The organism is Pseudomonas syringae group sp. 26L6, from assembly GCF_032587815.1.
Taxonomy (GTDB): Bacteria; Pseudomonadota; Gammaproteobacteria; order Pseudomonadales; family Pseudomonadaceae; genus Aquipseudomonas; species Aquipseudomonas amygdali.
The window spans coordinates 92,433-104,109 of the sequence record NZ_JAWHPJ010000046.1; the positions used below are offsets into that span (position 1 = coordinate 92,433).

Sequence of the window (11,677 nt, forward strand, 5' to 3'; positions counted from 1 at the left end):
GATTGCCACCGGTCCAAGCTGCACCAATAACAATTCAGGAGAGCTGGGATGCCGTATTCCTGTTCCATCGAGCACGCTGTCGATCACGTTCTGGCGCAGTTGCCCGAGCATATTCACCTCGGCATGCCGCTCGGGCTGGGTAAGCCCAATCGGTTCGTCAATGCGCTGTACCAGCGCATCAGCCAGTTGCCCGAGCGACGGCTGACGATCTACACCGCGCTGACACTCGGGCGGCCAACGCCGGGAGAGGGTTTGCAGGCGCGGTTTCTGGAGCCGTTTCTGGAGCGGGTCTTCGGTGACTATCCGGAGCTGGAGTTTCTAGCCGCGCTGCGTCGCGACAAACTTCCACACAACATTCGCGTGCAGCAATTCTTCATGCAGCCGGGCAGCCTGCTGAATAGCGAGTCAGCCCAGCAAGACTACGTCAGCAGCAATTACAGTCATGCCGCCCGCGATATCAATGCCAACGGCCTGAATCTGGTCGCGCAACTGGTGGCCCGTGACGATCAGCACCCGGGCAAGCTGAGCCTGAGTTGCAACCCTGATGTGACCCTCGACCTGCTGCCCATGATCGCCAAACGCCGCGCCGCCGGAGAAACGATCCTCATGCTGGGTCAGGTCCACGCCGACCTGCCTTACATGCCGGGCGACTCGGAGCTGGATGTCGATGCGTTTGACCTGCTGATCAACGAAGATGAGCGCAGCACGCTGTTTTCCACCCCGAACATGCCGGTGGGTTATCAAGACCATTTGATTGGTCTGCATGCCAGTACACTGGTGCGCGACGGCGGCACGCTACAGATCGGCATCGGCTCGATGGGCGATGCACTGACCGGCGCACTGCTGGCCAGGCAAGCCGACAATGAAACCTGGCGCAGTCTTCTGGCTGAGTTGAACATGAGTAACTGGCAGACCCTGATCGACCGCGAAGGCGGCGTTCAGCCGTTCGCCAGCGGCCTTTACGGTTGCAGCGAAATGTTCGTCAACGGTCTTTTGGTACTGGCCGATGCCGGGATCGTGCGACGCAAGGTGTATGCCGACGCAGAGCTGCAACGGCTGGCCAACCTGGGCACGCTGGATGAAGACGCCCATCCCGAAGGCGTGGTGGTGCACGGCGGCTTTTTCCTTGGCCCGAGTAGTTTCTACGAGCGCTTGCGCGAGCTGCCCGCCGAGCGACTGGCGCAGTTCAACATGACTGCCATCAGCTATATCAACGAGCTTTACGGTCAGGAAGAACTCAAACGCCTGCAACGCCGCGATGCGCGCTTCATCAACAGTGCGTTCACCGTCACCCTGATGGGCGCAGCCGTGGCCGATCAATTGGAAGATGGCCGAGTGCTCAGCGGTGTGGGTGGCCAATACAACTTTGTGGCGCAGGCTCACGCCCTGGAGGGCGCTCGTTCGATCCTGATGCTGCGCAGCTGGCGTGAGTCAGGTGGCGAGGTCAGCTCCAATATCGTCTGGCAGTACGGCCACACCACGATCCCCCGGCACCTGCGCGATATTGTCGTGACCGAATACGGCATTGCCGATCTGCGCGGTCAGACCGACGCCACGGTGATCGAGCGCATCCTCAACATCACTGACTCGCGCTTTCAGCCCGGCTTGATCGAGCAGGCGCAAAAGGCCGGAAAGCTGCCCAGGGAATTCCGCCTTGATCCACGCTTCATAGAAAACACCCCGGAACGCCTCAAGGAGACGGCATCGCGCTATCCGTCGCTGTTTACTGAATACCCGCTGGGATGCGATTTTACAGGTGAAGAGCGCGACCTGATGCGTGCGTTGAACTGGCTGAAGAGCAAGCTCAAACTTACCGAAATTCTGGAATTGGGCAAGGCCACTCTCGACGCCCCGGCCCCCGAAGCCTTCCCGGAGCACTTGCAACGAATGCAACTCGACCAGCCTCAGGGCTTGCGCGAAGAGTTGTATCAGCGACTGCTGCTGGCCGGGCTGCACCACACCAGCGGGACCAGCGGACTGACGGGCCAGAGCACGGAGACTGATCGTTAACGGTCGCTACATCGCAGCCTTACGGGTATTGCGCCCCACTGGGCCGGAGCGTTCTTCGATGGCGTGTTGCAGCGGTTTGCGCAAGCCCATCAGGAACGCCAGCTCCGCGATCACGAACAGCGGGCCGATGATCAGGCCGGTCACGTCATCGATAAACGCCGGTTTGCGCCCTTCGTAGTAATGGCCGATGAACTGGATGATCCAGCCGATCACAAAGAGCCCGACGCCCGCGCTCAGCCAGACCATGGTCGCCTGTTGCGCCAAGTTGGCCCCGGCCCAGATGCACAGTGCCAGCAGCACTGTCATGACCACGCCCAGCGGACGGTCCAGGCGCAGATAGAAAATCGTCGAACCCAGGGCTAGCAGGGCCGCAGGCGAAACCCACACGCCGCTTACAGTCCAGCCGGGACGCGACAGAAGTACCGCCACGGCCAGTACAATCAATGGAATGCCCACGAAGTGCGTCACGATATTGCGTGAATCACGGTGATACGCAGCGTATTGGCTGAGATGATCGACAAGGGTTTTCATTATTATTCCTGCCTGAGACGATGATCGGCTTGAGCCAGGATTGTTGTACAACACGCATGCCTGAAATAAAAGGGAGCAAAAATGACAAATGGAGTGTCGTGGCGGTCACGACTGCTATCCGATTACTGGTTTTCTCATTTACCTGCCGGTTTGCAGGATAGCCTGCTGGACGCTGCTCGCCAGCAGCGCAGGACGCCTGGCAGGACGCTGTTCGAGAAAGGCGATCTGCCTTGCGGTCTTTATGTGTTGCTGGAGGGCTGTGTGCGTATCGGCGCTGCCCATGAGCAGCGACTTTCGGGTGTGGAGCCGATGCGTGCGCCTATGTGGTTTGGCGAAGTCTCGCTGTTCGACGGGTTGCCGCGCCGTTTCGAGGTCTGCTCACTGGAGCAAAGTATCTTTCTGCATGTCCCTCAGCAATTTCTGCTCGAGTTGCTCGACAGGCACCCGGAATATTGGCGCTGGTTTGCCGCGTTACTCAGCCAGAAAATCGGTTTGCCGCTGCAGAACCCCGAGAAAATGCGCCGACTGCCTCCCAGAGCGAGGGTCGCATGGCGTCTGTTGATGCTCAGTGAGGGTTATGGCCCGTTGAGCCATGCACGCCGCCTGATTGTGCTGGAGGACATTCAGGCAGTGGAGTGCCTCGCGCTATCCCCGCCGGCCTTGCTGGAAGTGCTTCAGGATCTGCATGAACGCAAGATCGTGCGCCTGGGAGAAGGGCAGCTGGAAGTGTTCGATGTGGACAAGCTGCGCAGGGTTGCGAACTTTTCCAAAGCCAGGACCGTTTGCTGATCAGGCTGTCAGCCAGAAACATCCGGTAACGGCTCCGCTGCCTCTTCGATTGAGATAGCAAATGGGATTCACTACCATTTCGCCTCATTTGCGAACTCGAGATACCCCGATGCAGGCAAGCAAGCGTCTTCTGGCTGCTCTGACACTGACTTTACTGGGCAGTACCGCTCAGGCTGCCGATGAAGTGGTGGTGTATTCGTCCCGGATCGACGAGTTGATCAAGCCGGTGTTCGATGCATATACGGCCAAGACCGGGGTGAAGATAAAGTTCATCACCGACAAGGAAGCGCCATTGATGCAGCGCATCAAGGCCGAGGGCGAGAATGCCACTGCCGACCTGTTGCTGACGGTCGATGCCGGTAACCTCTGGCAAGCCGAACAGATGGGCATTCTGCAGCCATTCACCTCACCGGTGATAGAAGCCAACATTCCGCCGCAATACCGCTCATCCACTCACGGCTGGACCGGCCTGAGCCTTCGCGCACGAACCATCGCCTACTCCACTGACCGGGTGAAACCTGTCGAGCTGACCACGTATGAAGCGCTGGCCGACAAGAACTGGGAAGGGCGCCTGTGCCTGCGCACCGCGAAGAAGGTCTACAATCAGTCGCTGACCGCCACATTGATCGAAACCCATGGCGCCGAAGCGTCCGAGAAAATCCTCAAGGGCTGGGTGAACAACCTGTCCACCGATGTTTTTTCCGACGACATCGCAGTGCTTGAGGCGATCAACGCCGGGCAGTGCGATGTGGGCATCGTCAATTCCTACTATTACGGTCGCCTGCACAAGGAAAAACCTGACCTGGCGGTGAAGCTGTTCTGGCCGAATCAGGCGGACCGGGGTGTACACGTAAACCTGTCGGGTATCGGCCTGACCAAGTACGCACCGCACCCTGAGGCTGCCAAGGCGCTGGTCGAGTGGATGACCGGTCCCGATGCACAGAAGATCTTCTCAAGCGTCAATCAGGAGTTCCCGGCCAACCCGAACGTGGCGCCGTCAGAAGAAGTGGCGAGCTGGGGCCAGTTCAAGGCCGACACCATTCCGGTCGAAGTGGCAGGCAAGCGTCAGGCAGAAGCGATCCGCATGATGGATCGCGCGGGCTGGAATTGATTTAATACCCAGTGCCTGGCTCTCGTTGATACGCTTCGCGCTCATTACACAAATCTTGAATAGCCCGAAAAGCGTGGCTTTCAGGCTTCTGCCCGCAGGGCGTAGGAGCGGACTTGTCCGCGAAGCCGTCAGTTCAGATAGTGCATTTTCTGAGAATGTACCGGCCTTTTCGCGGACAAGTCCGCTCCTACGGCTTTCAGCCAGAATCAGAAGCAGACCTGTGCGCACGCTCTGCTTACCCTCTTGAACCCCCTCATTTCGAGAACCTCCTTGGCCCATCCTGTCCAACGCCGCTGGTACCCACTGGTCTTCGCCATCGCTGCGCTGGTGTTATTGCCGCTGAGCGTGCTGCTGCTGTCGTGGGAGACCATTGACCAACAGATATGGTCACACCTGCTGGAAACCCAGATGTCCCGTCTGCTGGGTAACACGTTGATTCTGGTGCTGGGTGTCGGTTTTGGTGTAACGCTGCTGGGGGTGAGTCTGGCGTGGCTGACCAGCCTGTGTGAATTCCCTGGTCGGCGCTGGCTGGACTGGGCGCTGATGCTGCCTTTCGCTATCCCCGCCTACGTACTGGCGTTTGTATTTGTCGGGCTGCTGGATTTTTCCGGCCCGGTGCAAACCCTGATGCGTGAATGGTTCGGCTCCGGCCTGCGCCTGCCTCGTGTGCGCTCCACCGGTGGGGTGATCATCGTGCTGGTGCTGGTCTTCTATCCCTATGTCTACCTGTTGGCGCGCACGGCGTTTCTGGCGCAGGGCAAGGGGCTGATGGAAGCTGCACGAGTGTTGGGCAACACGCCCTTGCAGGCGTTCTGGCGTGTGGCGCTGCCAATGGCGCGTCCAGCCATCGGTGCGGGCGTAGCTTTGGCGCTGATGGAGACCCTGGCCGATTTCGGTGCGGTATCGGTGTTCAATTTCGACACGTTCACCACCGCAATCTACAAGACCTGGTACGGCTTCTTCAGCCTGTCCAGCGCCGCGCAACTGGCCAGCCTGCTGCTGTTGGCAGTCCTGGTGCTGCTGTATGGCGAACGTCGTGCCCGCGGTGCAAGCCGACCGACCAATGAACGGCCGCGTGGCGCTGCGCTTTATCCGCTTAGCGGTATCAAGGCCTGGGGAGCCAGTTTATGGTGCGGGCTGGTTTTTCTCTGTGCCTTCGTCGTGCCGATGCTGCAATTGATCGTCTGGGTCTGGCAGCGCGGCCGATTCGACCTCGACGAGCGCTATACCGGCCTGATTTTGCACACGCTCTATCTGGGCGGTATGGCGGCGTTGATCACTGTCAGCGTGGCGCTGATTCTGGCCTTCGCGCGGCGCATGGCACCCACACCTGCGATCCGCTCTGGCGTCAGCCTCGCCAACCTGGGTTACGCGCTGCCGGGTTCGGTACTGGCCGTTTCAATCATGCTGGCGTTCAGTTATCTGGACCGTGAGCTGGTCGTTCCGCTTTCCGGCTGGCTGGGCGGTGCAGGCAAGCCGTTGTTGCTGGGCAGCCTTTCGGCGCTGCTGCTGGCTTACCTTGTACGTTTCATCGCGGTCGCCTTCGGCCCGCTGGAGCACAGCCTGTCGCGTATCCGTCCCTCATTGCCTGAAGCCGCACGCAGTCTGGGGGTCAGCGGACCAAAGTTGTTTCTCAACGTGTATCTACCGCTTTTGGTTCCGGGAGCCTTGAGTGCTGCGTTGCTGGTGTTCGTCGATGTACTCAAAGAGATGCCTGCGACCCTGCTGATGCGCCCGTTTGGCTGGGATACGCTGGCGGTACGCGTGTTTGAAATGACCAGCGAGGGTGAGTGGGCACGAGCGGCATTGCCAGCTTTGTCGCTGGTGCTTGTAGGATTATTACCCGTCATCGGGTTGATTCGTCGCTCTGCCCGTCAGATTGGCTAGGTGCGGGCCCTTCACCTTGCCGCTACAATGCGCCGCAATTGGTGCGGTCTGTCAGAAAATTCGGCCAGCTGTAAGTGCTGCAAACTCCGGTTTATTGGGGGCTTGCCGATCTTTTCTGCCCGCACCTTCGCCACGCCCGGAAGGAGAAACCCATGGGACAGCGTACCCCCCTGTTCGACCTGCACCTCGCCCTTGGCGCGAAAATGGTCGATTTTGGTGGCTGGGACATGCCGTTGCATTACGGATCGCAGGTCGAGGAACACCATCAGGTGCGTCGCGACTGTGGGGTCTTCGATGTCTCACACATGAACGTGATTGATGTGGTTGGCCGTCAAGCCAGAACCTGGCTGCGTTACCTGCTGGCCAACGATGTGGAAAAACTGAAGACCCCGGGTCGAGCCTTGTACAGCGCCATGCTGGACGAAAGAGGCGGGGTCATCGATGACATGATCGTCTACCTCACGCCCGAAGGTTATCGGCTGGTGGTCAATGCCGCGACCGGGGTCAAGGATCTTTCCTGGATGCAGTCGCAGCTGGGCGACTTCGATGTACAACTGATCGCGCGCAGCGAAATGGCGATGCTCGCGATTCAAGGGCCAAAGGCCAGAACCCGTATCGCCGAGCTGGTTTCAAGCGCCCGCGCCGAACTGATCCACCAGCTCAAGCCGTTTGAAGGTCTTGATGATGGCGACTGGTTCATCGCGCGCACCGGTTATACCGGTGAAGACGGCCTGGAAATCATGCTGCCTGCCGAAGAGGCCCAGCGCTTTTTCAATGAACTGGTCGGCGCGGGTATCTCCCCGATCGGTCTGGGCGCTCGCGATACGTTGCGTCTGGAGGCAGGCATGAACCTGTATGGTCAGGACATCGGTGAGCATGTCTCACCGCTGGCGTCGAATATGGCCTGGAGCATTGCCTGGGAGCCTGCCGACCGTGATTTTATCGGTCGCAAGGCGCTGGAGAGCGAACGGGCTGAAGGAACCGCCTTCAAACTCGTGGGATTGGTGCTCGAAGAGCGCGGCGTTTTACGGGCGCATCAGGTGGTACGTGTCGCAGAAATTGGCGAAGGAGAGATCACCAGTGGTAGTTTCTCTCCTACGCTGAGCAAATCCATTGCTCTGGCGCGCGTTCCGATGGCAACCGCTGACCGGGCCGAGGTGGAAATCCGCGGCAAGTGGTATCCGGTGCGGGTGGTGCAGCCAGCGTTTGTGCGCCACGGCAAGACCCTGATTTAACCTATGGCGGGTTTTCCGCTGACCCGATGTTGAGGATGACTAAATGAGCAATATTCCCGCCGAGCTGCGTTTCGCCGAAAGTCATGAATGGGCACGTCTTGAAGCAGATGGCACCGTGACCGTCGGCATCTCGGACCATGCACAGAAAGCACTGGGCGATGTGGTCTTCGTCGAGCTGCCGGAAATCGGCAAAGTGTTCGCTGCCCGTGACACCGCCGGTGTCGTCGAGTCGGTCAAGGCTGCTTCGGATATCTACTCGCCGGTTGCTGGCGAGGTGGTCGAGGTCAATGAAGCACTGGGCGATTCGCCCGAGTCGCTCAACAGTGATCCGTACGACGCATGGATCTTCAAGCTCAAGCCAAGCGACGCCAGCGGTCATCTGGCCAAGCTGCTGGATGCAGCCGGGTACAAGAGCGCTATCGGCGAATAAACGATTGCCGCTCACAAAAATGCCGCTCATGGAGCGGCATTTTTTATGCGCGAAGCTAATCGGCAAGGCTTACTGGTTTTCAGCGACCAGATTCTTATCCAGGATCGCGTTGGCCAGTTCCATGTCGGTGGCTTTCAGGCCTGGATTGTCTTTGCGCACCTGCTCGATGGCCGCTTCCAGAAACGGACCGCGAATGCCACCGTCGCTGGCGACGAAGCTGCCTGCGTCGTCTTGGGCGGCAACGATCAGCTTGTGATCCTTGAAGGTCAGGTAAGTCGAGCCGGTGGTTGCACCGGAAGACAGCACATTACGCCAGAAGGTGTCAGCCATCGCTGAACCCATTGGGATGGAAAGCAAGGCTACGGTGGCGACAGCAAACTTGAGACGCATGATGAGTTACTCCAACTGTGGTTGTTCTGAGGGGTTGGATAGCTAAAGCCACGAACTAGTTCAATCAAGGTGTACCAAGTAGTTCACTTTAGCTGGTTCACCACGATGCACAGCCTTCTGGAACAACGCTTTCAGCCCTGATCAGCGTTGCTCGCTCTGCGGTGTCACTCGCAGCACTTCCTCAAGTGTAGTCAGACCTGCCGAGACTTTCTGAGCACCGGACAGACGCAAACTGCGCGTTCCTTCCTTGAAGGCCTGGCGACGCATGGCGGTCAGGTCCAGGTCCGCAGAAATCAATGCCTTGATGTTGTCGGACATGACCATGATCTCGTAAACCCCGGCCCGTCCCCGATAGCCGGTATCGCGACATTCCACACAACCGACCGCCTGATGCGCGCCGGGCGGTACGGGTGCCTGCCACGGGCGGGTCAGGGTTTGCCAGTCGGTTTCGTTCAGATTGATCGGTGCCTTGCAGTGCGGACACAGGGTCCGCACCAGACGCTGGGCCATGACGCCAAGGATGGTCGCCTTGAGCAGGTAATGCGGCACACCCAGCTCGAGCATACGGCTGATGGCGCTGGGTGCGTCGTTGGTGTGCAGCGTCGACAGCACCAAATGCCCGGTGAGTGCCGCCTGAATGGCCATTTCAGCGGTCTCCAGGTCGCGAATCTCGCCGATCATGATGATATCCGGGTCCTGTCGCATCAGCGCGCGCACGCCGGCGGCAAAGCTCAGTTCGATGTTGTGCTGCACCTGCATCTGGTTGAAGGCCGGCTCGACCATCTCGATGGGGTCTTCGATGGTGCACAGGTTGACCTCGGAGGTCGCCAGTTTCTTGAGGGTGGTGTACAGCGTGGTGGTTTTACCCGAACCGGTCGGGCCGGTGACCAGAATGATGCCGTTGGGCTGGCGGGTCATTTCCTGCCAGCGACGCAGGTCATCACTGGAAAAACCCAGCTGGTCGAAGTCCTTGAGCAGCACCTCGGGGTCGAAGATCCGCATCACCATTTTTTCGCCGAACGCCGTCGGCAGCGTCGACAGGCGCAACTCCACTTCGCGATTCTCGGGTGTGGTGGTTTTGACCCGCCCGTCCTGTGGTTTGCGTTTTTCGGCGACGTTCATCCGGCCAAGGCTTTTCAGGCGGCTGACAATCGCCATGATCACCTGCGCCGGAAACTGGTAAACGTTATGCAGCACGCCGTCGATGCGAAACCGCACGGTGCCCTGTTCGCGGCGCGGCTCGATATGAATATCGCTGGCGCGCTGCTGAAATGCGTACTGGAACAGCCAGTCGACGATATTGACGATGTGCGCGTCGTTGGCGTCCGGCTCCTGATCACTGGCGCCTAGCTTGAGCAACTGTTCGAAATTGCCCATGTTGCTCATTTTTTGCTCAGAGGCGCTGGCACCGCTGACCGACTTGGCCAGCCTGAAAAACTCCATCGCCATGCGCTGAATGTCTGTCGGGTTGGCGACCACACGCTTGATCTGCAGCTTGAGCACATGCGCAAGATCGCCTTCCCAGGAGCGCACGTAGGGTTGGGCGCTGGCGATGGTCACCGACTCGCGGTCAACCGCCACAGCCAGAATCTTGTGGCGCTGGGCAAAGGCGTAGGACATCAATGGCGTGACGGCTGCCACGTTGATTTTCAGCGGGTCGATGCGCATGTAGGGCTGGCCACAGGCTTTGGCCAGCCAAGCGGTCAGGGTTTCCAGGTCCAGCTTCTTGCCAGGCCGCTTCAAGTCGTCAAACTGCAGCGAAGCGAGAAATTCGAGAGGATGCAGCTGGATGTTCACCGCACTGCGACGCTGTGTGAGTGCCGTTTCTGCGTCGTCCTGGCCGAGATAGCCTTCGGCAACCAGATCTCGCAGCACATCATTCAGGTCAAGCCAGCGATCCTGTGAAGAGGGGGCCAGGGCTGCCATGTGCGCTCCTTGAGGCAATTCGTCATTGGGCGATGAACAAGAGTAGACGCCAAGCGTGACAGCGTTACTCGTTCTATGCGACCGGGAATTGCCGAAGCGGCTAAATTGATTCAGCCGGTCGCTAGCGCCACATGTGTTTGTGGGCTGTTCTGCGCGTCGATCTGTTCGACTTCCACCGAGCAGACATCGATCAGGTTACGCATTTTTTCGCCGATCACCTGCGCTCTGTGCCAGCTCAGGCTGGCAACTTGCAGACCGATGAGCAGCGTCTTCTCTTGTCGCGCCACACTGAGCTGGTCGGGAATCAGGTACTGCATTGCAAACAGGTTCAGCACCTGACAAAGCAATGCAGGCTCGGCTGCAGCAACAATTTGGTAGCGCGCACAGCATGCCGCATTCCTGGATGACCAGTTGTCGGGACGCTGCAAGGGGGCGGTAACGGCTTCAAGGTCAGGCATGTGGATACTCCAGAACAGTGGGAGAATCTTTACATGCCAAAAAAGAAATTTCTGGTCCATCATCATCTGGATTAGGCTTGATTGGACTTGTTAATGCGTAAAAAGCCAATGCGGAAAATTAATTATGCAAACCGAGCTGGACGTTTACGACCGCAAGATTCTGGCGCTGCTGCAAGAGGACGCGTCGCTCTCCAGCGCGCAGATTGCCGAGCAGGTCGGCCTCTCGCAATCGCCTTGTTGGCGGCGCATTCAGCGGCTCAAGGATGAAGGGGTCATTCGTCGTCAGGTTGCGTTGCTGGATCGCAAGAAAATCGGCCTGAACACACAGATTTTCGCCGAGGTGAAACTCAACGCCCACGGGCGCTCCAACTTCACCGAGTTCACCGACTCGATTCGTGGCTTCCCGGAAGTGCTGGAGTGCTATGTGCTGATGGGGTCAGTGGATTTTCTGCTGCGTATCGTGACGCCGGATATCGAGGCATACGAGCGGTTCTTCTTCGAAAAACTGTCGCTGGTGCCCGGCATTCAGGAAGTGAACTCGACAGTGGCGCTGTCCGAGATCAAATCCACCACCAGCCTGCCGCTGCTGCGCCAGGGTGGCTGAACGTGCGCTTTTGACCATCCCGCATGCTCAAGATCGGACGCAGAGCGTCCAGAACCGCGTCCCCACGCGGAGCGTGGGAACGATAGTTAACCTACGCATCAAGATGACTATCGTGCCAATGCTCCGCGTTGGCATGCAGTTCGTGACGCTCTGCGTCACAAGTTTGCGCCGCACCGAATACTCAAGATCGGACGCGGAGCGTCCAGAACGGCATTCCCACGCTGGAGCGTGGAACGATAGTTAACTGACGTATCAAGATGACTATCGTGCCAATGCTCCGCGTTGGCATGCAGTTCGTGACGCTCT

General features: G+C 58.8%; 11 protein-coding genes. 7 read left to right on the top strand and 4 right to left on the bottom strand.

The features are described 5' to 3' along the window. Window positions 1–48 precede the first annotated feature (48 nt). Window positions 49–2,010, top strand: a complete 1,962-nt coding sequence (locus tag RYA97_RS19380) for an acetyl-CoA hydrolase/transferase C-terminal domain-containing protein (protein ID WP_005744834.1) — start codon at window positions 49–51, stop codon at window positions 2,008–2,010. A 6-nt stretch (window positions 2,011–2,016) separates the two neighbouring features. Here RYA97_RS19380 and RYA97_RS19385 read toward each other — a convergent pair whose 3' ends face one another. After that, entirely contained in the window at window positions 2,017–2,541 is a 525-nt protein-coding gene (locus RYA97_RS19385) for a DUF962 domain-containing protein (RefSeq protein WP_005744833.1), read from the bottom strand. A gap of 81 nt (window positions 2,542–2,622) precedes the next feature. Here RYA97_RS19385 and RYA97_RS19390 point away from each other — a divergent pair, with 81 nt between their 5' ends. The 5 genes from RYA97_RS19390 to gcvH all read left to right on the top strand — a co-directional run bounded on the left by RYA97_RS19390 (window position 2,623) and on the right by gcvH (window position 7,993). Continuing rightward, window positions 2,623–3,330 carry a Crp/Fnr family transcriptional regulator gene (locus RYA97_RS19390; RefSeq protein ID WP_002551530.1) on the top strand — a complete coding sequence of 236 codons (708 nt, stop codon included), beginning with the start codon at window positions 2,623–2,625 and terminating at the stop codon, window positions 3,328–3,330. Between the two features lie 109 nt (window positions 3,331–3,439). Continuing rightward, window positions 3,440–4,441: an extracellular solute-binding protein gene (locus tag RYA97_RS19395; RefSeq protein ID WP_005744832.1), complete on the top strand. Its 1,002-nt coding sequence runs from the start codon at window positions 3,440–3,442 to the stop codon at window positions 4,439–4,441. 270 nt (window positions 4,442–4,711) lie between these two features. Then, window positions 4,712–6,328, top strand: a complete 1,617-nt coding sequence (locus tag RYA97_RS19400; RefSeq protein ID WP_117140257.1) for an ABC transporter permease — start codon at window positions 4,712–4,714, stop codon at window positions 6,326–6,328. A gap of 152 nt (window positions 6,329–6,480) precedes the next feature. Beyond that, on the top strand, window positions 6,481–7,563 hold the full coding sequence (gene gcvT / locus RYA97_RS19405; protein WP_117140256.1) for a glycine cleavage system aminomethyltransferase GcvT: 1,083 nt from the start codon (window positions 6,481–6,483) through the stop codon (window positions 7,561–7,563). A 43-nt stretch (window positions 7,564–7,606) separates the two neighbouring features. After that, on the top strand, window positions 7,607–7,993 hold the full coding sequence (gene gcvH / locus RYA97_RS19410; RefSeq protein ID WP_117140255.1) for a glycine cleavage system protein GcvH: 387 nt from the start codon (window positions 7,607–7,609) through the stop codon (window positions 7,991–7,993). A 69-nt stretch (window positions 7,994–8,062) separates the two neighbouring features. On the opposite strand, the gene RYA97_RS19415 is transcribed toward gcvH, so the two are convergent. The 3 genes from RYA97_RS19415 to RYA97_RS19425 form a co-directional block, all read right to left on the bottom strand. Further along, window positions 8,063–8,383 carry a DUF2388 domain-containing protein gene (locus RYA97_RS19415; RefSeq protein WP_002551535.1) on the bottom strand — a complete coding sequence of 107 codons (321 nt, stop codon included), beginning with the start codon at window positions 8,381–8,383 and terminating at the stop codon, window positions 8,063–8,065. Window positions 8,384–8,524: 141 nt separating this feature from the next. Then, complete coding sequence (locus RYA97_RS19420; RefSeq protein ID WP_004666547.1) at window positions 8,525–10,309, bottom strand: GspE/PulE family protein; 1,785 nt, start codon at window positions 10,307–10,309, stop codon at window positions 8,525–8,527. 110 nt (window positions 10,310–10,419) lie between these two features. Continuing rightward, a complete protein-coding gene (locus RYA97_RS19425; RefSeq protein WP_057459371.1) occupies window positions 10,420–10,767 on the bottom strand; it encodes a hypothetical protein in 348 nt (115 codons plus the stop codon). A 124-nt stretch (window positions 10,768–10,891) separates the two neighbouring features. On the opposite strand from RYA97_RS19425, the gene RYA97_RS19430 reads away from it, so the two are divergent. Beyond that, on the top strand, window positions 10,892–11,371 hold the full coding sequence (locus RYA97_RS19430) for an Lrp/AsnC family transcriptional regulator (RefSeq protein WP_002551538.1): 480 nt from the start codon (window positions 10,892–10,894) through the stop codon (window positions 11,369–11,371). Window positions 11,372–11,677 lie beyond the last annotated feature (306 nt).

Coding starts and splice junctions, on each gene's coding strand:
- gcvT (WP_117140256.1), top strand. CDS start 6,481: ATGGGACAGCGTACCCCCCTGTTCGACCTGCACCTCGCCCTTGGCGCG.
- gcvH (WP_117140255.1), top strand. CDS start 7,607: ATGAGCAATATTCCCGCCGAGCTGCGTTTCGCCGAAAGTCATGAATGG.
- RYA97_RS19390 (WP_002551530.1), top strand. CDS start 2,623: ATGACAAATGGAGTGTCGTGGCGGTCACGACTGCTATCCGATTACTGG.
- RYA97_RS19425 (WP_057459371.1), bottom strand. CDS start 10,767: ATGCCTGACCTTGAAGCCGTTACCGCCCCCTTGCAGCGTCCCGACAAC.
- RYA97_RS19420 (WP_004666547.1), bottom strand. CDS start 10,309: ATGGCAGCCCTGGCCCCCTCTTCACAGGATCGCTGGCTTGACCTGAAT.
- RYA97_RS19395 (WP_005744832.1), top strand. CDS start 3,440: ATGCAGGCAAGCAAGCGTCTTCTGGCTGCTCTGACACTGACTTTACTG.
- RYA97_RS19385 (WP_005744833.1), bottom strand. CDS start 2,541: ATGAAAACCCTTGTCGATCATCTCAGCCAATACGCTGCGTATCACCGT.
- RYA97_RS19415 (WP_002551535.1), bottom strand. CDS start 8,383: ATGCGTCTCAAGTTTGCTGTCGCCACCGTAGCCTTGCTTTCCATCCCA.
- RYA97_RS19380 (WP_005744834.1), top strand. CDS start 49: ATGCCGTATTCCTGTTCCATCGAGCACGCTGTCGATCACGTTCTGGCG.
- RYA97_RS19430 (WP_002551538.1), top strand. CDS start 10,892: ATGCAAACCGAGCTGGACGTTTACGACCGCAAGATTCTGGCGCTGCTG.